This is a genomic window from Pseudomonas nitroreducens TX1, assembly GCF_000313755.1.
Classification (GTDB): Bacteria; Pseudomonadota; Gammaproteobacteria; order Pseudomonadales; family Pseudomonadaceae; genus Pseudomonas; species Pseudomonas nitroreducens_A.
In genome coordinates, this window is sequence record NZ_AMZB01000108.1 from 1 (window position 1) to 22,266 (window position 22,266).

The following is a 22,266-nucleotide window of genomic DNA, read 5'->3' on the forward strand; positions in this document are numbered from 1 at the left end:
GGTGGGGCGGGCGATCCACAGCTGGTAGTGCCGCTGGCCGTCGGCGGAGTCCAGCTTCAGCTCGCTGAAGCGGTAGGCCAGGTCGTGGCGTTGCAGCAGGTGGGTATCCATTTTCTGGTCGGGGGCAGGCGCAGCGTGCGCTGCCAGCCCTGGCACGGCGAATGCCAGTGCCAGGGGCAGGAGGCGAAGTTTCATCAGGCTCTTCTCTAATCAGAACGACGCGGTGAGGCTGGTGTACAGCGTGCGGCCCGGTTCGTTGTAGGTGGCGGCGCCGGCGCCCTCGATACCGTTCACGCCCTGGGCGTTGCCCTCGCGGAACAGGCGTTTGTCGAAGACGTTGTCCACCCCGGCGGTGAAACTCAGGTTCCTGGTGAACACATAGGTGCCGCTCAGGCCGGCGATGGCGTAGGGCGAGAGCTGGTTGTTGGCGCTGCCGGTGACGCGGTCGCCGTGATAGTCGTACTTCTTCGGCTTCTGCTTGCCGTACCAGGCGACGCTGGCCTGCAGCGACAGCGCGTCGGTGGCCTGCCAGTCGAGCATGGAGTTCAGGGTGTACTTGGGCGTCACCGAGAGCACGTCGCCGGTTTCCTTGTTCTTCGACTGCAGCATGTAGGTGAAATTGTTGCTCCACTTCAGCTGCTCGTTCAGCGGGATGGTCAGGGTGCCCTCCAGGCCCTCGACCAGCGCCTTGGGCACGTTCTCCCACTGGTAGATCGCTGCGTTGGCGTAGCTGCCGGTGCCACCGCTGGCCTGATCGATGGGCGAGAGGCCCGACTCGATCTTGTTCTTGTAGTCGTTGCGGAAGTAGGTCAGGCCAGCGATCAGGCCGTCCTGGTTGAACTCGATGCCCAGCTCCTTGTTGACGCTGGTTTCCGCCTTGAGGTCTTCGTTGCCCTGCAGGTAGCAGCTGGTGGTCTGGCCGTAGCAGCCCTGGCCTCGGCTATAGAGCAGGTAGCCGGAGTTCAGCTGGTACAGGTTCGGCGCCTTGTACGCGCGGGCGATGCCGGCCTTGAGGGTGACGCTGTCGGTCAGCGCGTGGGACAGGTTCAGCGACGGGCTGAAGTTGTCGCCAACGATGCTGTGGTGGTCCCAGCGCAGGCCCGGGGTGAGCATGGTGCCAGGCAACAGTTCGATGTTGTCCTCGGCGAACAGCGAGAAGATCTGCGCCTGCGAGGACGTATCGCGGTTGCTGCTGGTGAGGCCCGGCACCGAGCCGCCTTCGCTCGTGGTCTGGGTATTGGCGCTCGGGTCGTCGAGCTTCTGTTGCACCCACTCGCTGCCCAGGGTCAGGGTCTGGTCGCGCCAGGCGTGCAGCGGCAGGTTCACTTCGCCGTGGGCGGTCAGGTCGCGCAGGGTGGCGGTGTAGAAGTCGGTGTTGCTGAAGATGCCTTCGGTACCGCCGGCCAGGCCTTCGTTGATGCGGCTGTTGCGGGTCTTCTCGTACTGCAGGTAGGCCATGGAGCTGCCGAAGTCCCACTCGCCACGATGAGTGATCGAGTAGTTCTCGCGGTACAGGCGGTTGGTCTCGTGACCGAGCATGGATTTGACGTTGGCGTTGCTGTTGGTGTTCTGCGTATCGCCGGTGTAGATGTTGCCCTGGCGGCTGAAGCCGGCCTCGAAGTCCAGCGTCTGCTCGGGCGTCAGGTGCCAGCTGAGCAGGCCATTGACGTCCTTGTTGCGCACACCTTCGCGACCGGCGGGCAGGGTACCGGCCTGGTTGCCGGTGCGGTTGGATTCGTGGCCGGCGTTGATGTCCCAGTCGTCCGAGTCGGTCTTGGCGACGTTGCCGTACACGCGATAACTCAGGGCGTCGGTCAGCGGGCCGTTGAGGCCGAAGGTCATGCGCTGGGTGGCGCCTTCGTCGCTGTGCTGCGGGAAGCTGCTGTAGACGGTGACGTCACCGTGGGTTTCCTTGCCCGCCTGCTTGGTGATGATGTTCACCACGCCGCCCGCCGCGCCATTGCCATAGCGAGCAGCAGCCGGGCCGCGCAGCACTTCGATGCGCTCCACCTGGTCCGCCGGCACCCAGTTGGTATCGCCACGGGAATCACGCTCACCGCGCCAGCCGTAGCGCACGGCGTTGCGGCTGGCGACCGGCTTGCCGTCCACGAGAATCAGGGTGTTTTCCGGGCCCATGCCGCGGATGTCGATCTGGCGGTTGTTGCCGCGCTGGCCGCTGGTGGAGTTGCCGGTCAGGTTGACGCCCGGCATGGTGCGGATGATCTGCGACAGGTCGCTGGCCGGCGGGCGCTTCCTGATGTCCTCGGCGGTGATGATCGACACGCCCGGCATCTGCTTGGCTTCTTCTGCGGCGGTGGCGACTATGGTCTCGCTGTCGAGTTCGACAGGCGCGGAGTCGGCACTGGCAGCTTGCACGGCGAAGGACAGCAGGCAGCTGGACAGCAGCAGGAAGGGCGGTAGGAACTGCATCGGACGGGACGACATCGGTGATCTCCGGAGGAGGGCGATTACTAAGAGATCACAAATGATAATGACTGCTATTTGCTAGTAAAGCGCATTAACTTTCTAAACACTTGCGGCCTCTGGCTCGGTCAACACCGCCGGTAGCAGCAGGTGCAGGCACAGCCCGGCCTTGCCGTTGCGCGTGCCGTTCTCCGCCCACAGGCGCCCGTCGGCCAGCTCGACGCCGCGCCGGGCGATGGCCAGGCCCAGTCCGAAGCCGCTGGATTCCGAGGGTTGCAGGCGCTGGTAGGGCTGGAAAATGCGTTCGAGGTCGGCTGGTGCCACACCCGGGCCGTCATCGCTGACGCACAGGTGCCAGTATTCGCCCTCCCGCCAGCCGTCCAGGCGCACCTGGCCGTTGCACGGCGAATGGCGAATGCCGTTGCGCAGCAGGTTCTCGATAGCCTGGGCGAAGCTGTCCAGGTGCACCTCGACCACGCAGTCGGTGCCCAGCGAGCAGGGCAGCCGCTCGGGCTCCCAGCCGCTCTCGAAGCAGGCGTCCTCGCGCAGCGCTTCCCACACCGACAGCACCAGCACCGGCTCGCGTTCCAGCTGCGGGCGCTCGGTGTCCATCCAGGCGAGATCGAGGGTGTCTTCCAGCAGGCGCTGCATGTCCTGGATCTCGCGGTCCAGGCGCTGTCGCAACTGGTCCACCGGCAGATCACTGTCATGGGCGATGCGCAGGCGCGCCAACGGTGTACGCAACTCGTGGGACAGCGTGCGCAACAGCAGCCGCTGCTGCGCCAGGCTGTGCCGCAGGCGGTCGGCCATATGGTCGAATGCCAGCGCCAGTTCGCCCAGTTCGTCGCGGCGATTGGCCAACGGCGTGCCGGGTCCTTCGCTGTCCAAATCATCCGCGCGCAGGGCATCGGCGCGGGCGCGCAGACGGTTGAGCGGCAGCACCAGGTGGCGATAGATCAGCAGGCCGAGGAGGGCGGCCAGCAGAGTCGGCACCACGCCATGGCTGAACAGGTGCGTCCAGGGCGTCAGGCCGCCGGGCAGCAGGCGTTCGGGCAACTGCATGACCAGCCGGCCGCGCTCGGGGTGCCGGGGAAACTCGATGCTGACGTAGGGCAGCTCATCCTGCAGGCGCCGGCTCATCGGCCAGTCCAGCTTGCGCATGAAGGTCAGGTGGCTGGACTCCTCCGCCGTCAGCGGCGTGGTGCCCAGGCTCTGCAGGTGCGAACCGATCACCGCGACCCAGGTGTGCTCGGCGGCGGAAAGTTCGCGGCGAAAGCGCTCTACACCCTCGGCACCCTGTTGTTCCAGCACGCTCTCGGCCTGCTCGGCATGGCGCGCCAGATAATCGCGGTCCTCGCTGCCGAGGAAGTAGGTGCTGCGCTCCAGCGACAGGCCCCAGGTCCAGATCAGCCAGGTCAGCAGCAGGCAGAACCCGACCTGCAGCGCGGCGATCTTCCACAGCAGCGGGTGACGGCGCATCAGTGGCGATCCGCGTCCACCAGGATGTAGCCCTGGCCGCGCACGGCCTGGATCTGCACCTGTTGCGCCCCGATGGCCGCCAGCTTGCGGCGCAGGTTGCAGACATGCACGTCCAGCCCGCGGTCGAGCCGCGTGTAAGGGCGGTGCAGCACGCTCTGGTAGAGGAAGTTCTTGCTCAGCGCCTCGCCAGCGTGGGCGTGCAGCGTCGCCAGCAGGCGGTACTCGGAATGAGTCAGGCCCGCGTATTCGCCGTTACGGGAAACGTCCTGCAGTTCATTGTCGAACTGCAGCGAGCTGTGCCGTTGAAGCTCGGCCGGCCCGGTGCGGGTGCGATCCAGGCTGACCCGGCGCAGCAGTGCATCGATGCGCGCATCCAGCTCCGCCAGGCTGAAGGGCTTGGGCAGGTAGTCGTCGGCGCCGCGGGTGAAGCCGGTGATGCGATCCTGCTCCGCCCCCAGGGCGGACATCAGCATCACCGGCGTGGCCCGGGAACTGCGCAGCTTATCGAGCAGGGACAGACCATCGATGCCGGGCAGCAGGATGTCCAGCAGAACCAGGTCGAAGTCGGTCTGGTGGACGGCCACCAGCCCCTGGTCACCGTTGGCGCAAGTCGTGACGACAAAACCGCGCTGACAGAAATGACGTTCGAGGTCCAGGCGAAGACGGGAATCGTCTTCCACCAGCAGGAGCGAAGGGGACACGGCAGGCCTTGATGCGAATATTTACCATTTGCAAATATCCCATCCTTTTCTGTCAGAAGGCAATGGCGATTTGCCGGGTGTCTGTCTGAAACGGCGTCAGACCCAGCGCCGTACCCGCGTGCAGAAGGCATCGAATTGCGCACCGAACAGCGCGCGCAGCGCCCGTTCCTCCGGGCGGATCTGGAAGCGCCCGATGTACAGCACGAAGGCCGCCACGCCGAGCACTGCCAGCGTCGAACCGAGGAACACGCACCAGCCCAGGAGCATGATGGCGAAGCCCAGGTACATGGGGTTGCGCGTGTGCCGGTAGATGCCGGACACCACCAGCGAAGAGGCTGACTCCGGCTTCAGCGGATTGACTGTGGTGCGCGCGCGGCGAAACGACGCTACGCCCGCCAGGCAGACCGCGACGCCCGCCAGCGCCACCAGCAGAGCCAGCCACAGTCGATGACCCAATGGCGCCACCGGGCGTACCGCCAGCCACATCAGCACGCCGGTGATGAACGCCACCAGGGGCGGGGGGATACGGTGTTCCAGCCAGTCCATGCTCGGTCTCCGGGCCAGTGCGGCCATCTCCAGTGAGGTGCCAACACTAGCGCAGATGGACGCCCTTAGCGCGGTCGACGAACCGCGCGGACCTTGCCGCTGTTGCCGCCGCCGCAGTAGAAACGCTCGTCGCCGTCGGCTTCCAGGCCGGAAACATGCACGTCTTCGGGCAGGTCCAGCTGCTCCAGAACCGCGCCGGACTGCGGGTCGATGCGGCGTAGCTCGCTGTAGGTGGCTTCCGGCTCCCAGGTGGCATGCCAGAGTTGGCCTTCAACCCAGGTCACGCCGGTGACGAAACGATTTGAATCAATCGTACGAAGGACTTCACCGGTTTCCGGGTCGATCTGATGAATCTTCCGAGCGCGATACTCGCCGACCCAGAGCGAGCCTTCCGCCCAGGCCATGCCGGAATCGCCCCCGGCGCCCGGCGCCGGGATGGTGGAGAGCACCTTGCCGCTGGCCGGGTCGATCTTCTGGATGACGTTCTCGCCGATCTGGTACAGGTGCGTGCCGTCGAAGGCGGTGCCGGCGTGGGCCGGGACCTGGATCGACGCGCCCAGCTGCCCGCTCTGCGGGTCGAGGCGGCTCAGTTTGTCGCCCGTTGCGATCCAGACCTGCTGACCGTCGAAGGTCACTCCAGCGACGGATTCGACGCCTGGAAAAGGGCCGTACTCCTGCAGTACCTGCGCGGGAGTTTGTTTGTAGGGAGTCGTCATTTTGTAGCCCTGCCAGTTGTGGGTGAGCCTTCAGCCTATTCAGGCGCCGAAGGCGGCGGGGAGTAACAAGGTCGTCGCGAATCCTGGCGCCGGTGGCAGAATCCAGCGCCGCGCACGCCCTTGCCCCAGCGCCTGCACGCGGCTGGCTTCGGCCAGCGCCTCGAGGGCGCGCTGTACGGTGCGCTGGCTGGTATCCAGTGCCAGCGCCAGCGCTGAACTCGACCAGGCCTGGCCGTCACTGAGCAGGGCCAGCACTTCAGCGTTGGCTTCTTCCCGCGGCGGTGCAAGGACCAGCGGATTGGCGGCGCTCAGGAGGTAACCGCGTGACGTCGATTCGATACCCGCCAATGGCTGCAGCAGTTGCCGCAAGCGGCCGATTTCCACCCTCAGGCGTGCGCGGTGGGTCTCGTCGGGGTGGCGGGTGCGGAACACCCGACCGATCAGATCCGTTCGCGATACGTCCCCGGGCCAGGCTTCAGACAGCGTGCGGGCGAGGGCGAACAGCAGCGGACGGCTGCTCAGCGACACCGCGCCGATGCGGTTGCGGCAGGCGTCCACCACCAGAGCATCGGAGTGCAGCAGGCTTTCCACTTCCTCCAGCGACAGCAGGCGCGAGGTCTGTTGGGCAATCAGCCGTGCCGCCGGCGCTTCGAGAATGCGCGTCGCCTGGTCGACCTCCGCGCGCAGGGCGGGAATGCCCGCCGCCGCCGCTGCTTGCGTGGCTTGCCGTAGCGCCTGGCGCGCTGCAGCCGCCTGAAGTCGGCGAACGGCGATGCCTGAGACAATCAGCCAGTGCACGGCGCGCAAGGCCGGTGGCAGCGAGCCGGGATCGACGCCGCCGAGCAGGGATTCGGCCTCGTCCACCTGGCCGAGCAATAGCGCGCGACGAATCAGCAGATAGCGCGCGTGGGCCGCGTTGCCCCGGTCGCCATGGCGGGCGAGCAGCACGGCGGCGTCTTCCAGCGGTTCGATCGGCCAGTTCAGCTCGCGGCTGGCCAACGCCACTTCCGCCTCGGCCACCCGGCAACGGGCGCGCTCCATCGGCTCGTGGGTACCGAAAGCGTGGGCAGCCCGCCGTAGCAGAGTGCGTGCACGGGGGAAGTCGCCCAGCTGGGCCATGGCGATGCCACGCAAGGCCAGCGCCGGCGGATCTTCGCGCAGCGCCACACGGTTGAGCGCGCCCAGCGGATCGCCCGCCGCCAGGGCACGGGCTGCCGCGGTGATCAGCGAATCCATGGAAATCCTGCCAACTTTGTCACTCCCCTCGACCTCGGCTCGCTGCCTAGTCTAAGCCATGCCCACCGAGCCGCCGCAGGCGGAGGAGAACTACCATGAATGCCCATCCTGTTGCCACCCGTGAAGAATGGCTGGCCGCGCGCCTGGAGCTGCTGGCCGAGGAAAAGGCCCTGACCCGGCGCAGCGATGAGCTGGCGCGCAAGCGCCAGGCGTTGCCCTGGGTGCAGATCGACAAGGACTACCGCTTCGACACCGAGCAGGGCCCGGCGAATCTCGCCGATTTGTTCGCCGGCCGCTCGCAACTGTTGGTCTACCACTTCATGTTCGGGCCGGATTACCGGGCCGGTTGCCCGTCCTGCTCGAACATCGCCGACGGCTTCGATGGCTACGCCACTCACTTGGCAAACCATGACGTAACGCTGCTGGCCGTATCGCGCGCGCCTCTGGAGAAGTTACTGGCGTACCGCCGGCGCATGGGCTGGAGCTTCCCCTGGGCGTCATCCCACGGCAGCGGTTTCAACTACGACTTCAACGTGTCCTTCACCGAGGCGCAGCAGCGCGGCGGGGAGGTCGACTACAACTTCCGCCGCGAGGGCCCGGCCAGCGGCCCGGCGCCGGAACCGGTGGTGGCGACTGCGGCCTGCTGCGGCACCGACGTGGCGACCTTCACCCGCGACCTGCCGGGCATGAGCAGCTTCGTGCGTGAAGGGGGCAGGATTTATCACTGTTATTCCACCTACGCCCGTGGGCTGGATGTGCTCTGGGGACTGTTCCAGTGGCTCGACCGCGCGCCGCTGGGACGCAACGAACAGCGCATGTGGTGGCGCCGGCACGACGAGTACTGAGCCTCATGCCGCCTTGCGGTAGTCCGGTCGCCACTTCGCCAGCCATGCGGACACCAGGTCCAGCGCCGAACACAGCAGGAAATACAGCAGGGCGACGAACAGGAAAACTTCCGTGGGATGGACCATCACCCGGTTGCTCACCTGGGTGGCGACGAATGACAGCTCGCCGACGCCGATCACGTAGGCCAGGGACGTGTCCTTGATCAGCGAGACCCATTGGTTGAGGAAGGACGGCAGCATGACCGGCAGCGCCTGTGGCAGGATTACCAGGCTGAGCACCTGCCACGGGCGCAGGCCCAGCGCACGGGCGGCGTCCCACTGTCCCTTGGGCAGGCTTTCGATGCCGGCATGCACCGAGTGCGCCAGATACGCCCCGCCGATCAGCGACAGCGCGCAAACCACGGTGCCCAGGGCTGGCACGTCGAAGTGGAAGACGATGGGCAGCAGGAAGTAGCTCCAGAAGATCAGCATCAGCACCGGGATCGCCCTGAAGAAGCCGAGGAAGGCCACCAGCAGCAGGCGCGGTTTGCCGCGCAGCACCGAGAGCGCGATACCCAGCGCCAGGCCGATCACCGCTGAAGTGACCCCGGAGGCCAGCGCCAGGATGACGGTCAGTGCGGCGCCGCCCAGCGGGCCGTCGGGGTAGGCGCCGACTAGGAAGTAGGAGAGGTTCTCGTGGATGACGGAGAAGTCCATGTCAGGCTCCCTGGCGGTAGCTGCGGGTGTGCTGCAGCGCCTGGCCCAGCACCTCGATCAGGGCGATGGCACCGATGTAGAGCAGGGTAGCGATGCCGAAGGCCTGGAAGGTCTTGAAGGTCTGTGTCTCCACCTGACGCGAAGCGTAGGACAGCTCAGCCAGCCCGATGGCCATCGCCAGCGACGAGTTCTTCAGCGCGTTCATGTATTGCCCCATCAGCGGCGGCAGCGCGGTGCGCAGCGCCTGCGGCAGGATGATCCAGCGCCACACCTGCAGCGGGCGCAGCCCCAGTGCCATGCCGGCTTCACGCTGCCCGGCTCGTACCGAGTCGATTCCGGCGCGCAACTCCTCGGCAATGAACGCCGTGGTGTAGAGCGTCAGGCCCCAGGCGGCGGCGAGAAATTCGAAGGATGGCCAAGCCAGCCAGCCCAGCTCGTGGGGCGTGTTCAGCCAGAAGACGAAAGCCTCCGGCAGCAACGCCGGCACGCCGAAGTACCAGAAGAACAGCTGCACCAGCAGCGGCGTATTGCGGAACAGCGCCAGATAGGCTCGTGCCGGCCACGACAGCCAGCGCGACTTCGCTTGGCGGGCGATGGCCAGCGGCGCGCCGAACAGGGTGGCGAGGACGCAGCAGAACAGGGAAATACCGAGGGTGAGCAGGAAACCGTCGAGCAGCCATCTCAGGTAGGTCGGAGCGAGCAGTTCGCCGAACATCGGAAGTATTCCATCGACAGGGCAGGGAAACGGCAACGCCCCACGGATGCGGGGCGCGCGGTCAGGCGGGTATCAGTGGGTCAGCTCTTGTCGCCGATCCTGTACAGGCGCGCCAGGGGCGTCCTGGTGGTCGGGCCGAACCAGGCGTCGTAGATGCTCTGCGCCTTGCCGCTGGCTTCCAGCTCGGTGAGGCTCTGGTTGACGAACTCGGTCAGGGCCTTCTCGCCCTTGGGAATGCCGACGCCGATCAGGTCATTGGAGATGGTGAAGGGCGGCACTTCGTACTTGTCCTTGTCCGGCACGTTGGCCAGCAGACCGATCAGCTTCGGGCCGTCCTGGGTGATGGCCTGGACCTGGCCATTGCGCAGGGCGGTGAAGGCGAAGGGCGTGTCGTCGTAGGCGATGACCTTGGCGCCGGGGAACTTGTCCCGCAGCACGCCCTCGTTGACCGTGCCCTTGTCGACGCCGACGCGCCACTTGTTCAGGTCGTCCGGGGATTTCAGGCTGCCCTTGCGCACGATGAACTGCTGGCCGGACGAGAAGTAGGGGATGCTGAAATCCACCTGCTCGGCGCGCTCGGGGGTGATGGTGAAGTTGGCCAGTACCAGGTCGACCTTGTTGGCGGTCAGCAGCGGAATGCGGTTGGCCGGGTTGGTCGGCAGCACCTGCAGCTTCACTCCCAGCTTGTCGGCCAGGGCCTTGGCGTAATCCACGTCCAGACCTTCGATCTGCTTGCTTTTGGCATCGACGAAGCCGAACGGCGGGTTGCTGTCGAAAGCGGCGACGCGCAGCACGCCGGCTTTCCTGATGTCCTCCAGGCGGTCGGCGTGGGCCAGTCCGGAGACGACGGCCAGGGCGAGGGCGGTAACGGCAGTGAGTTTCTTCATGAGTATCCAGCTCCTTCTCGGGCCCGTTCGTGCGACGGGTTCCCGCAATGATCGAGTGCGGGCCTTCGAGGGTGGGGAAAGGCCCGTTCCAGAGCGGCGGGGATGGCCCACCGGCGGTGCCGAGTGTGGCAGCGAGGCGGTGGGGCGGAGAAGGAATGAATTGGTCTAGCTAATAACCGGAAAAAATATAAAAAACCACATAAATAACCATCTACATGGAATTTCCTTGTACGTAGGAGCGGACTCCGTCCGCGATGATTCCACCCAGCTCCCTGTTCGGCCGGGTGCGGCGGTGAGTCAACCGCGGACAGAGTCCGCTCCTGCGAGCCCGAAGGCCCCTCTCCCTAACCCTCTCCCGCAAGCGGGAGAGGGGACCGTACGGCGCAGCATGAAACCTTGACGTCAGCCGGCACGGGCAGGTCCTTCTCCCTTCGGAGCGGGGCGCGCAGCCAGGGCTGGGGAGAGGGAAAATCGCAGACACGACCTCGCAAGAAGACAGTTGGCCCTACCCCAGGTTCGAATCGCGCAGCGTCACTTCGCCAGCAGATCGATCACTTCCTGATCGCTCAGCTGGCGGAAGTCGCGGTAATGGTCACCGACGGCGCGAAAGGGCGTTGGCGTATCGAGGCAGATCAGCGTGTCCACTTCCTCGCGCAACTTCTGCACGGTTGCCGCCGGGCCCACCGGCACGGCCAGGACTACCCTGTGCGGATGCTGCGCCCGCAGGCACTTGAGTGCGGCGCGCATGCTGCTGCCGGTGGCCAGGCCATCGTCGACCAGGATCAGGTCGCGGTTCTCCAGTTGCGCCGGAGCTTTCATGCCGCGGTAGAGCAAACGACGGCGCTCCAGTTCGCGGAGCTGCTCCAGCACCTGCTGCTCGAACCACTCGGGCGGCGGATCGAAACGCGCCAGCATCTGCTCGTCCACCACCCAGTTCGGTTCGGGACCGTCGACGATGGCGCCGAGGGCGAATTCCTCGTTGCCCGGCGCACCGATCTTGCGCACCAGCAGCACGTCCATCGGGGCACCGAGGATGCGGGCGATTTCCTTGGCAACCGGCACGCCGCCGCGGGGCAGGGCGAGGATCAGGGGGTCGACCAGGGGCATCTCGCGCAGGACCATTGCCAGGGAAATTCCGGCATGGCGACGGTTGGTGTAGCGCGGGCTGGGCATCTGAACCTCCTTTCGCGGGTCACAGCAGCCTGTCCAGCGTGATCGGCAGCTCGCGGATGCGTTTACCGGTTGCATGGTAGACCGCGTTGGCGACCGCCGCCGCCACGCCGATGACGCCGATCTCGCCGACGCCCTTGGAGCCCAGCGGGTTGACCACCGCGTCGGGCTCGTCGACGAACAGCACGCGGATATCGCCGATGTCGGCCTGCACCGGAATGTGGTACTCGGCCAGGTTGTGGTTCATGAATCGGCCCAGGCGATGGTCCATCAGGCTGGCTTCGTGCAGCGCCATGCTCACACCCCAGACCACACCGCCGAGAATCTGGCTGCGCGCAGTCTTGGGGTTGACTACCCGTCCCGCGGCGATGGCACTGACGACCCGGCGGACCCGAACCGTGCCCAGCGCTTCATCCACCGCCACTTCGACGAAAACCGCCGAATGGGTGGCCGTCGCATAGCCATTGCGCAGCGGTGCCGGATGTGCCGTGGCGTTGCCCTGCAGGCTGCCGTAGCGCTGGAACAGCTCGGCAAAGCTGACCCGGTGTTCGGCGGTTTTCGCCTGCAAGTGGCCGTCGCTGCATTCGACCTGGCCGTCGGTGAAGCGCTGGAAGGGCGCCGATGGCAACTGGCGCGCCGCATCCAACAGGTTCTGGCGCAGCGCCAGGCAAGCTTCGCGCACCGCACTGCCCACCGACGACACGGTGAAGGAACCGCCTTGCAGCGGCGCCTGCGGCAAGGCCGAATCCCCCAGCACGAAGCGCACCCGCTCTGGCGGCAGACCAAGGGTTTGCGCGGCGATCTGGGTCATCGCGGTGTAGGTGCCGGTGCCGATATCGGTGGTCGCGCTGGCTACCACCACGCTGCCGTCAGCTGCCAGTGCCGCGCTGGCGCTCGCCGGCATCTGCAGGGCTTCCCAGACACCGGTGGCCATGCCGAAACCGATGCGCAACTCGCCTTCGCGCTGCGAACCTGGGGCGGGCATCCGCGTGGGCCAGCCGAACTGCCGCGCGCCCTCGCTGTAGCAGTCGCGCAGCGCCTTGCTGGAGTACGGCTTGCCGAGGTTCTGGTTGACCTCGGTGAAGTTGATCAGGCGCAGGTGCAGCGGGTTGATCGCCGCGGCCCAGGCCAGTTCGTCCATTGCGCATTCCAGCGCGTACACCCCTTCGGCAGCGCCGGGGGCGCGCATGTCCAGGGGGGTGTAGACGTCCAGTGGCACCAGGCGGTAGGTCAGGCGGACGTTGTCGCAGTGGTAGAGCATGCCGGACCACTCCGCGACGTGGGCGGTGAACTGCTCGAAGCGCGAGGTCTGGCCGGTCACCTGATGCACCAGCCCGAGCAGGCGGCCTTCTTCGTCGGCGCCCAGGCTCAGGCGTTGTACCGTGCGCGGCCTATAGCCGAAGGTGAACTGCTGCTGGCGGGTCAGCGCCACGCGCACCGAGCGCTGCAGCTTGAGCGCAGCCATGGCGGCCAGCGGCAGCTGATATTGCGGACGCAGCCCGGAGCCGAATGCGCCACCGACGTAAGCCGCCCGAACCCGAACTTGCGCCGGGGGAAGCTTGAGTACCTGGCACAGGTAGGCCTGGCTGTTCTGCGAGCCCTGGGTCTTGTCGTGCACCAGCAGGCTGCCATCGGGTCGGTAGATCACCGTGGAGGCGTGGGGCTCCATCGGGTTGTGGTGTTCCACCGGCAGCTCGTACTCGGCCTCGACGCGCACCGGCGCGCTGCACAACGCGCCGTCGGCATCGCCGCGCGGGCCGGGCAGTTCGGCGGGGGCGGGGACGGCTTGCGCCAGGCTCCTGCGCAGGTCGGTCGCGTGCGGTTCGGCGTCATACTGGACGCGAACCAGCGATGCGGCATGCCGTGCAGTTTCCAGATTCTCGGCCACGACCAGGGCCACCGGCTGGCCGTTGTACAACACACGATCATTGAACAGCGGGCGGAAAGAGGAGCCCTCGGCGGAATCCTGGTCTTCGTAGCTGTCGTCGTCGGCGGCCAGGGGCGGGCGGTTGAGGTGGGTCATCACCAGGTGCACGCCGGGCAGGGCGCTGGCGGCATCGCTGTCGATGCCGAGTATGCGGCCGCGGGTGATGGTGCTGCTGACCACCGCGCCGTGCAGCAGACCTGCGGTACTGTATTCCGCCGCGTAGCGCGCGCCGCCGGTGACCTTCAATGGGCCGTCGACCCGATCCAGCGGCGTGCCGATGGCGTGGTGCAGCTTGCTGCTCATCGCTCACCTCCTGCCGCCAGTTGCAGCGCGCGCACGATGCTGCGGCGCGCGAGTTCCACCTTGAAGGCGTTGTCGTTCAGGGGCCTTGCCAGACGCAGCAGATGATCGGCGCAGCGCTTGAAATGCGCCGTCTCGGGCGCTTTGCCCAGCAGCATCTCCTCGGCTTCGGCGTCGCGCCAGGGTTTATGGGCCACACCGCCGAGTGCGAGATTGACCTGGGCCACGCGCCCGGCGCCGTCCAGCAGCAGGCCCACGGCCACGGAGACCAGGGCGAAGGCATAGGACGCGCGGTCGCGCACCTTGAGGTAGGCGCAGTGATCGGCGAAGCCTTCGCCGGGCAGCTCGATGCCCAGTACCAGTTCATCGGCGGCGAGGATGTTGTCCTCCTGCGGCCGGCTGCCGGGCAGGCGGTGAAACTGCTCGAAGGACAGGCAGCGTCCCGCCTGCGGGCTGCGTACGTGCACCACGGCATCCAGCGCGGCCAGGGCCACGCACAGATCGGAGGGGTGCACCGCCACGCAGTGCTCGCTGGCGCCAAGGATGGCGTGCTGCCGATTCAATCCGTCCTTCGCCGGGCAGCCGCTGCCGGGCTCGCGCTTGTTGCAGGGCACGGCGCGGTCGTAGAAGTAATGGCAACGGGTGCGCTGCAGCAGGTTGCCGCCGGTGGTGGCCATGTTGCGCAGCTGGGGCGAGGCGCCGGCAAGAATGGCGCGGCTGATCAGCGGGTAGCGTTCGAGGATCTGCGGGCTGGCGGCGAGGCTGGCGTTGTCCACCAGTGCGCCGATGTACAGGCCGCCGGTGTCGGTTTCGCGAAGTTCGCGCAGCGGCAGGGCGTTGATGTCGATCAGCCGCTGTGGGCGCTCCACCTCTTCCTTCATCAGGTCCACCAGGTTGGTGCCGCCGGCGATGAAGCGGCTGTGCGGGCCGGCCAGCGCCACGGCCTCGTCGATGGCGGCGGGGCGGCTGTAGGCGAAGGGGGTCATAGGTCCTCCAGGCGGCTGGCGGGCAGGGCATCCTCGATGGCGTCGAGGATGTTCGGGTAGGCACCGCAGCGGCAGAGATTGCCGCTCATGCGTTCGCGCAGTTCATCGCGGTCGTGGGGCGCCGGCTCTCGGGCCAGGGCGACCGCCGAGCAGATCTGCCCTGGCGTGCAGTAGCCGCATTGGAAGGCGTCATGGCGGACGAACGCGGCCTGCATCGGGTGCAGCTCGCCATCGCGAGCCAGCCCTTCGATGGTGGTCAGGCGGTGGCCGTCGAGCATCACCGCCAGCAAAAGGCAGGCGTTCACCCGGCGGCCGTCGAGCAGCACGGTGCAGGCACCGCACTGGCCGTGGTCGCAGCCCTTCTTGCTGCCGGTGAGCTCAAGCTGCTCGCGCAGTAGGTCGAGGGTGGTGGTCCAGGGCAGTACTTGCAACTGCCGGTCCTCGCCGTTGAGGGTCAGTTGGATCGTCTGTGCCGCCATGGACGGCTCGCGGTTCGCGGGCATCGGGGCCTCCGAGGGATTCAGCGCTTTGCCAGGCGTGTGAGTGGGCCTCCGGGCGTTGGTTCGGAAAAACCGTGCGAGCGGTCACCGGGCGAGGCAGCCGGCATGGCAACCGGACACGCCTTGCCGAAGCCGCCAGGCCGTTCGCCCGCTCACAATGCCCAGGCTTCTTCGCTCTTTGCCGCGAGGTGCTGGCCGAGGTGGGCCAGGTCGCGTTCGCCATGGCTCTGCCGAAGGAATACCGGCAGGTCCGCTGCCAGGCGGGCAAAACGCCGGTCGTGGAAGAAGGGCGTGTCGCCCAGTGCACGGCCCACGTGCCATTGCACCGCTTCCACGGCGCCCTCCACCTGGGCGCGTACCCGCCGCGCGGCCAGCTCCGAGGGGGATGCCGGGTTCTCGTCGATCCACCCGGCGCATTCGCGCAGCGCACCGGCGGCGCCGGCCAGCGCGGCGTCCACTGCTCCCAGGTGCGCCATGGCATGGGGATTGTCGATGTGGCCGTTGCGCAAATAACTGGCCAGGCGGCTGGCGGCGCCGTACCAGCAGGCCGCTATGCCCGCGCCAGCGTGCCAGTAGCCGGGGCGTTCCAGGTATTCGCCCGGCCCTCCGATGCAGCGCGCCAGTGCATGATCAAAGTCCACCTGCACGCTGCTGGTGGCCGCCATGCCCACTGCGTTCCAGCCGCTGCGGCCGATGCGTACGCCGGGTTGGTCGAGCGTCACTGCGACCAGCTGTGGGCGCTGTTGCTCATCCTTCACAGTCAGCAGGGCGTGCTGCACCACGGCGGCACCGGAGCACCAGGGTTTGTTGCCGCTGATGCGCACCCGGCCAGACTCCCGCGCAGTGAGCTGCATGCCTGTGCCCATCGGGTCGGCGGCCCACACGGCCCAGGGGCCGGGCAGTGCTTCGCCTTCGAGCTCGGCCAGTATCGCCAGCGCATTGGTATGGCCCTCGTACAGCTTGAGCAGCGACAGATCGGCGCCGGCTACCGTGGCCAGCGCCTGCCAGCGGCGAAGGGTCTCGCCGTTACCCGGGCGGGGCAGGCGGTCGAGACCATCGTCGCTGAGCTGGCGCAGCGCGGCGCCAAGGAAGGCGGGATGCTGGGCGGGATCCAGCGGGAGTTCGAAATCGCGCAGCAGGTCGCGCAAGAAATGAAGACGATCCTGAGTCATGGCTTTCCCCGGTGGAGTTTCCTTAATCATCCGGACTGCGAATGGCGCGCGCAGGTTCAGACGAAATTCACCGCCGCTCCTTCGGTTTGAACGACGGCACGCGGGCGTCACTCCTAGTGATAAGTCCTCCCAGAAGAGACGCCGATGAACATCTCCGTGAAGCCCCTCGCCGCGCCGCGCGAGATATCCGCGCAGCGCACTGTCACCCGGCACCTGACGCTGTTCATCCTGATCCTCATCGGCGCCCTGGGCGTGAGCGCAGCGGTGATGGGCCATATCGCCAACCTGCAGGACCAGATGGCCCGCGAGCAGACGCGCTTCTACGTCGGCAAGGCGCTGCAGAACCGCATCGCAACTTCCGAACTGCTGCTCAGGAACAACGCCTTCTGGAACGATGCCTACCGCAACCTCAGCCCACCGCTGAACCTCGCCTGGGCCTACAACGAGGACAACATCGGCCCGCAGTTGTACAGCGCCAACGGCTACGAGCTGGTCTGCGTGCTCAACCAGGGCGGCGAGGAGTACGTCATGGAGGAGGGCAGGGTGTCGCGCAACCATTGCACCAGCCTGATGCCGATCAACCTCGACGAGCTGCGCGACGACGCTGCCGCCGCTGCCCGACGGGACCGCGCCGTAAGCCGCTACGTCGGCGTCGAGGACGCGCCGGCCATCGCATCGGCCGCACTGGTCAAGCCTTCACGCGACGGCGCTCCGCTGGACGGCCCGCTGATGATCCTGGTCGATCGCCTGACACCCACCAAGCTGCAGAAGCTGGGCCGCGACTTCGGCGTCGGCGGCCTGCAGATCCAGCCCGATGACCTGCGCGCGAACACCGGCAATGCCGTGACCCTGGGCAACTCCGGCTTCGAGATCAGCTGGCACACCCCGACCCCGGGCACCGACATGCTGCATCGCCTGGCAAGCGCCTGGGCAGCGGTGGTGGTGCTGATGTTCATCTTCCTGGTCTGGCTGATCCGCACGGCGCTGGCCAATGCGCGGGTGGTGGATCACTACCAGCGCAGCCTGAAAGACAGCAACCTGGCGCTGGAAACCAGCGAGCAGCGCTTCAAGGCCATCGCCGAAGCGAGTTCCGACTGGATCTGGGAGACCGACGAGAACTTCCGTCTGACCTACCTTTCGGCACGCTTCGAGACCCTCACCGGCTACCGGATCGGTGACTGGCTGGGACGGCGCATCGACGACCTGATCACCTGCGACACCACCAGCCTGATCGCCTGGCTGGAGAAGATTCCCCAGCAGGGCCATTCCACCACGCTGACCTGTGGCTTCCGCGATGCCCACGAGCTGCGGCGCATCTGCAAGTTCACCGCATCCGGTGCGGGCGGCCGCGGCTATCGTGGCACCAGCGCGGACATCACCCATGAAGTCGAGGCCCATGCGCGCATCCAGCACCTGTCCCTGCACGACGCGCTGACCGGTCTGCCCAACCGCAGCAAGCTGGCGAGTTTCATGGACGAACTGCTCGGCAGCGGTCGCGAGCAGCAGTTGGCTGTGCTGATGCTCGACCTCGATCGCTTCAAGCCGATCAACGACACCCTGGGACATCCCGCCGGCGACGCCGTCTTGCAGATAGTCGCCGAGCGCTTGCGTGATTCGATCCGTGGCGAGGACCTGGTGGCGCGACTGGGCGGCGATGAGTTCGTCATCGTCGACAGCCAGTCCCAAGGCCGCGAGGACGCCGAGGCGTTCAGCCGGCGCCTGGTGGAAATCATCAACCAGCCCATCGAGTACGAAGGGCATTCGCTGCACGTCGGCACCAGCATTGGCATCGTGCTCTCGGGCGACGCCAGCGGTGATGCGCAGAACCTGCTGCGCTGCGCCGACGTCGCCATGTACGAGGCCAAGACCGCCGGGCGCAACGCCTGGCGCTTCTATTCCGAGGTCATGGACCGCCAGCTGCTGGCCAAGAAACGGAGCGAAACCGAGCTGCGCAACGCGCTGCGCCTGGGTCAGCTCGAACTCTACTACCAGCCGCGCTATCGCGTTGGCGACCTTGCGATCGTCTCGGCCGAGGCGCTGCTGCGCTGGAACCACCCCACCCGCGGACTGGTAGGGCCGGATGAGTTCATCGCGCTGGCCGAGGAGAGCGACCTGATCGTCGACATCGGCCAGTGGGTGCTCCAGCAGGCGTGCCGCGAGGCTGCCGGCTGGCCGGAGACGATGCTGGTGTCGGTGAACATCTCGCCCACCCAGTTCGCCCATGCCGACATAGTCGGCCAGGTGAAGCAGGCTCTGATGGATTCGGGGCTGTCGGCGGAACGGCTGGAACTGGAAGTCACCGAGAACAGCATGCTCAATGATGTCGAATGCGCCTTGCAGACCATGCAGGAGCTCAAGGACCTGGGCGTGAAGCTGAACATGGACGACTTCGGCACCGGCTACTCGTCCCTGGGCTATCTGCGTGCCTATCCGTTCGACAGCATCAAGATCGACCGCCGCTTCATCGCCACCCTCGACACCACCGGCCGCGACCGTTCCATCGTCCAGGCGATCATCGGCCTGGGCAAGGCGCTGAACCTGGCGGTGACGGCCGAAGGCGTGGAAACCGAAGGCCAGCTGCGCATTCTCGAGGACGAGCAGTGCGGCGAGGTGCAGGGCTTCCTGTTCAGCAAGGCGGTCGATCGCCAGAGCCTGGCCCGCCTGCTGAGCGAGACGTCGACGCCGGAAGATCAGAGCCCGAAGGGATAGGTCTGGTCTTCTCCCTGGGTGCTTCCACTGTCCAGCGGCGTGACCGCGCGGGTTCGGGCGAACCAGAGAAAGGCGTCGAACTGGCTGCCCAGCAGGGCGGTGAAGTAGTGGCTGCGGCGCTCGCTCTCGGGCCGGTAGATCACCCCGATGGCGCGTTCGAGCAGCGGTTGCTCGAGGGTCTGGCGCAGGGTCGGGCGCTGCCGCCAGTCCACCAGGCACATCGGCAGGCCGGTCTCGAGGAACTGGCGCTCCCAGCTGTCGGGCAGCGAAGGGCGCACCTGCTTGAGGGTCAGTTCACCGTCCCACTCGTCCGCGGCGGCTACCAGGCCGCTGTCGGTCCCCATGCCGACCAGCGCCGCGGAGTCGCCCCAGGTCATCCGGCACAGCTGGCCGAGGTTGAACTGCCCGTTCCAGCCCATCTCGGTGGCGGCGGCGTCACCGACGTGGGAATTGTGCGCCCAGACCACTGCCTTGGCCTGCGGGCCACGCCGACGCAGCACCTGGCGCAGGGTATCGAACATGTGGTTGTCGCGCAGGTTCCAGGAGTCCGAACCGCCCCGGTACATGGCCCGGTAGTAGTGCTCGGCGGCACGAACCACACGGGCGTTCTGCGCGGCATCGAAAGAGTCTTCGTGAGGGTCGAGGGCTTCCAGGCGCGCCATCAGCAATTCGTTGAGCTGGGTGATGACCGCTTCCTCGCAGGGCGACTCATCGCCTTCGAGCACCGCGCGCCCGTAGCTCACCGGATTGTCCTGCCAGGGTGTCAGGCAGGCGTAGCGGCGCCGTGCCTCGGCCGCCTGCTGTGGGTCGTGGCGGTCCAGGTAGCGCAGCACCTCGGTGATGGAACCGCGCAGGCTGTAGATGTCCAGTCCGCGGAATTCCACGCGCTGGTCCGCCGAGAGGCGCGAATTGTGCTCACGCAGCCAGGCCAGGAAAGCCTTCACCTCGCGGTTGCGCCACATCCATGAGGGGAAGCGGGTGAACGGCGTCTCACCGGCCGGCTTTACGTTTGCGCGCAGCTGGCGGTCGACCACTGCCGCATCCGGCCAATCGCCCTCGATGGCAACGATGTTGAAACCCTGTCGTTCAATCAGCAGACGGGTGATAGCCGCGCGCGCCTGGTAGAACTCGGCGGTGCCGTGGCTGGCTTCGCCGATCAGCACGACACGGGCGTCGCCCAGCCGCGCGAAGGGCGCGGCGAACTCCGCGGTGCCGGGGTCGGCCAGGGGCTCGGCATAGCGGCGCAGGACGGCGTTGATGGTGGAAGCGGAAGTCGGCGTGGCGGTGACGGGCATGGCGCGGCTCCTTCTGATCGGTTCTGGCGCGGGGTTCTTCTGAAGGTTTCGGCCCTGTAGCTGCCCTGGAGTTCAGCGCATCCGGCCAGCAGGCCCGCCGGGGAATTCTTCTGAACCCGCTGGCGGGCCGTGGGTCGGTCCAGACAGGGGCGCAAGCCCCATTCGCATTCGCTACAGGAGGAAACCATGTCCCAGACGGTCGCCGATCAACTGCTCGAACGCCTCTCGCAATGGGGCGTTCACCGCGTCTTCGGGTACCCCGGCGACGGCATCAACGGGATCATGGGCGCCTTCGGCCGGCGCGCCGAAGATTTCGATTACATCCGCGTTCGCCACGAGGAAATGGCCGCTTTCATGGCCGGCGCCCACGCCAAGTTCACCGGCGAAGTGGGTGTCTGCCTGGCGACATCCGGGCCGGGGGCTATCCACCTGCTCAATGGCCTTTACGACGCGCGCATGGACCACCAGCCGGTGGTTGCCATCGTCGGCCAGCAGGCGGTGACGTCCCTGGGCAGCGATTATCAGCAGGAAGTGGATCTGCACACGCTGTTGCGCGACGTGAGCAATTATGTCGAAACCGTGGCCAACCCCGGCCAGCTGCTGCATGTCATCGACCGCGCCCTGCGCGTGGCCTGCAGCGAGCGCCAGGTCGCCACCGTGATCATTCCCAACGATGTGCAGCAGATGCCCGCCGAGCAGCCGCCGCACAAGCACGGCCACGTGTATTCCGGCGTCGGCTTCATCACTCCGCGCCCCTATGCCCGTGATGACGAGCTGGCCGCTGCGGCGGAAATCCTCAATGCCGGACGCAAGGTCGCCATCCTGGTCGGCGCCGGTGCGCTGGGCGCCCACGACGAAGTCGAAGCGGTAGCCCAAGCGCTATCGGCTGGCGTCGCCAAGGCACTGCTGGGGAAAATGGCGATTGCCGATGATCTGCCTTTTGTCACCGGTTCCATCGGCCTGCTCGGCACTCGCGCGAGCGCCGAATTGATGCAGCGCTGCGATACCTTGCTGCTGATCGGCACGACCTTCCCGTACAGCGAATTCCTGCCCAGCCCCGGACAGGCCAAGGCAGTGCAGATCGACCTGCACGCCCGCAACGTCAGCATGCGCTACCCCATCGACCAGGTGTTGCTGGGCGATGCCGGGGAAACCCTGCGGCGCTTGCTGCCCTTGCTCAAACCCAAGCGCCACGGTACCTGGCGCATCCGCATCGAGAGGGCGGTGGAAGACAGCTGGAAGGAACTCGAAGCGCAGGCGATGCAGCCTGCCGAACCGATCAATCCGCAGCGGGTGTTCTGGGAGCTCTCCGCGCAGCTGCCCGAAGACGTGATCCTCGCTGGCGACAGCGGCTCGCATACCAACTGGTACGCTCGCGACCTGCGCGTGCGACCGGGGATGCTCGGTTCGCTGTCCGGCAAGCTGGCCAGCATGGGCAGCGGCGTGCCCTATGCGCTGGCGGCGAAACTGGCGCATCCGGACCGCCCGGTGATCGCCATGGTCGGCGACGGCGCCATGCAGATGAACGGCAACGCCGAGCTGGTCACGGTGCAGCAGTACTGCAAGCGCTGGAAGCACAACCCGACCTTCATCGTGCTGGTGCTCAACAACGGCGACCTCAACCAGGTCACCTGGGAGCAGCGCGCCCTGGCCGGCGACCCGGAGTTTGCCGCCGCGCAGGAGGTGATCGACTTCCCCTACGCGCGTTACGCGGAGCTGCTGGGTTTTCGCGGCATCCGCGTGACCGATGCCGCGCACCTGCAGAACGCTTGGCAGGAGGCCTTCGAATCCGACCGGCCGGTGCTGCTGGAAGTACTGACCGACCCCGACGTGCCGCCCCTGCCGCCGCACATCAGCTTCGACCAGGCGCGCAAGCTGCTCGGCGCCCTGCTCGATGACCCGCGCCGCTGGGGCGTGCTGCGCCAGAGCGCTCGGCAACTGCTGGCGCGCAAGTGAACCCAC

18 protein-coding genes and 1 pseudogene are annotated in these 22,266 nt (G+C 66.8%); 3 read left to right on the forward strand and 16 right to left on the reverse strand.

What is annotated here, in order from left to right; genetic code table 11:
• The 7 genes and pseudogenes from C167_RS32510 to C167_RS0112965 all read right to left on the reverse strand — a co-directional run.
• Positions 1 to 195: pseudogene (locus tag C167_RS32510) on the reverse strand (alpha/beta hydrolase); the annotation flags it as partial.
• A 15-nt stretch (positions 196 to 210) separates the two neighbouring features.
• Positions 211 to 2,430, reverse strand: a complete 2,220-nt coding sequence (locus C167_RS0112940; protein ID WP_416775172.1) for a TonB-dependent siderophore receptor — start codon at positions 2,428 to 2,430, stop codon at positions 211 to 213.
• A 96-nt stretch (positions 2,431 to 2,526) separates the two neighbouring features.
• Positions 2,527 to 3,903 carry a sensor histidine kinase gene (locus C167_RS0112945; protein ID WP_017518708.1) on the reverse strand — a complete coding sequence of 459 codons (1,377 nt, stop codon included), beginning with the start codon at positions 3,901 to 3,903 and terminating at the stop codon, positions 2,527 to 2,529.
• Complete coding sequence (locus C167_RS0112950; RefSeq protein ID WP_017518709.1) at positions 3,903 to 4,604, reverse strand: response regulator transcription factor; 702 nt, start codon at positions 4,602 to 4,604, stop codon at positions 3,903 to 3,905. The genes C167_RS0112945 and C167_RS0112950 overlap by 1 nt, the downstream gene beginning before the upstream one ends.
• Positions 4,605 to 4,700: 96 nt before the next feature.
• Positions 4,701 to 5,150 (reverse strand): methyltransferase family protein, encoded by a 450-nt coding sequence (locus C167_RS0112955; RefSeq protein WP_017518710.1) that lies wholly within the window; start codon positions 5,148 to 5,150, stop codon positions 4,701 to 4,703.
• A gap of 65 nt (positions 5,151 to 5,215) precedes the next feature.
• Positions 5,216 to 5,866, reverse strand: coding sequence for a DUF5074 domain-containing protein (locus C167_RS0112960; protein ID WP_026079003.1), 651 nt, complete (start codon positions 5,864 to 5,866; stop codon positions 5,216 to 5,218).
• A 39-nt stretch (positions 5,867 to 5,905) separates the two neighbouring features.
• Entirely contained in the window at positions 5,906 to 7,102 is a 1,197-nt protein-coding gene (locus C167_RS0112965) for a hypothetical protein (RefSeq protein WP_017518712.1), read from the reverse strand.
• 95 nt (positions 7,103 to 7,197) lie between these two features.
• Here C167_RS0112965 and C167_RS0112970 point away from each other — a divergent pair, with 95 nt between their 5' ends.
• On the forward strand, positions 7,198 to 7,947 hold the full coding sequence (locus C167_RS0112970) for a DUF899 domain-containing protein (protein WP_017518713.1): 750 nt from the start codon (positions 7,198 to 7,200) through the stop codon (positions 7,945 to 7,947).
• Between the two features lie 3 nt (positions 7,948 to 7,950).
• On the opposite strand, the gene C167_RS0112975 is transcribed toward C167_RS0112970, so the two are convergent.
• The 8 genes from C167_RS0112975 to C167_RS0113010 all read right to left on the reverse strand — a co-directional run bounded on the left by C167_RS0112975 (position 7,951) and on the right by C167_RS0113010 (position 16,300).
• Positions 7,951 to 8,643, reverse strand: a complete 693-nt coding sequence (locus tag C167_RS0112975) for an amino acid ABC transporter permease (protein WP_017518714.1) — start codon at positions 8,641 to 8,643, stop codon at positions 7,951 to 7,953.
• Between the two features lies 1 nt (position 8,644).
• Positions 8,645 to 9,358 carry an amino acid ABC transporter permease gene (locus C167_RS0112980; protein ID WP_017518715.1) on the reverse strand — a complete coding sequence of 238 codons (714 nt, stop codon included), beginning with the start codon at positions 9,356 to 9,358 and terminating at the stop codon, positions 8,645 to 8,647.
• Between the two features lie 80 nt (positions 9,359 to 9,438).
• Positions 9,439 to 10,245, reverse strand: a complete 807-nt coding sequence (locus tag C167_RS0112985) for an ABC transporter substrate-binding protein (RefSeq protein ID WP_017518716.1) — start codon at positions 10,243 to 10,245, stop codon at positions 9,439 to 9,441.
• Positions 10,246 to 10,776: 531 nt separating this feature from the next.
• Complete coding sequence (locus C167_RS0112990; RefSeq protein WP_017518717.1) at positions 10,777 to 11,418, reverse strand: phosphoribosyltransferase; 642 nt, start codon at positions 11,416 to 11,418, stop codon at positions 10,777 to 10,779.
• 19 nt (positions 11,419 to 11,437) lie between these two features.
• Entirely contained in the window at positions 11,438 to 13,645 is a 2,208-nt protein-coding gene (locus C167_RS0112995) for a xanthine dehydrogenase family protein molybdopterin-binding subunit (RefSeq protein ID WP_017518718.1), read from the reverse strand.
• The gene (locus tag C167_RS0113000) at positions 13,642 to 14,628 is read right to left on the reverse strand and encodes an FAD binding domain-containing protein (protein WP_017518719.1); all 987 of its coding nucleotides are present in this window, start codon (positions 14,626 to 14,628) and stop codon (positions 13,642 to 13,644) included. Before C167_RS0113000 ends, C167_RS0112995 begins: the two co-directional genes overlap by 4 nt.
• Positions 14,625 to 15,131, reverse strand: a complete 507-nt coding sequence (locus C167_RS0113005; protein WP_017518720.1) for a (2Fe-2S)-binding protein — start codon at positions 15,129 to 15,131, stop codon at positions 14,625 to 14,627. The genes C167_RS0113000 and C167_RS0113005 overlap by 4 nt, the downstream gene beginning before the upstream one ends.
• A gap of 149 nt (positions 15,132 to 15,280) precedes the next feature.
• On the reverse strand, positions 15,281 to 16,300 hold the full coding sequence (locus C167_RS0113010) for an acyl-CoA dehydrogenase (protein WP_017518721.1): 1,020 nt from the start codon (positions 16,298 to 16,300) through the stop codon (positions 15,281 to 15,283).
• Between the two features lie 144 nt (positions 16,301 to 16,444).
• On the opposite strand from C167_RS0113010, the gene C167_RS0113015 reads away from it, so the two are divergent.
• Entirely contained in the window at positions 16,445 to 19,009 is a 2,565-nt protein-coding gene (locus tag C167_RS0113015) for an EAL domain-containing protein (RefSeq protein WP_017518722.1), read from the forward strand.
• Here C167_RS0113015 and C167_RS0113020 read toward each other — a convergent pair.
• Positions 18,991 to 20,304: an erythromycin esterase family protein gene (locus C167_RS0113020; protein ID WP_017518723.1), complete on the reverse strand. Its 1,314-nt coding sequence runs from the start codon at positions 20,302 to 20,304 to the stop codon at positions 18,991 to 18,993. The two genes, C167_RS0113015 and C167_RS0113020, sit on opposite strands and share 19 nt — an antisense overlap.
• A 186-nt stretch (positions 20,305 to 20,490) precedes the next feature.
• On the opposite strand from C167_RS0113020, the gene C167_RS0113025 reads away from it, so the two are divergent.
• Complete coding sequence (locus C167_RS0113025; protein WP_017518724.1) at positions 20,491 to 22,260, forward strand: thiamine pyrophosphate-requiring protein; 1,770 nt, start codon at positions 20,491 to 20,493, stop codon at positions 22,258 to 22,260.
• The last annotated feature ends 6 nt before the right edge of the window (positions 22,261 to 22,266 follow it).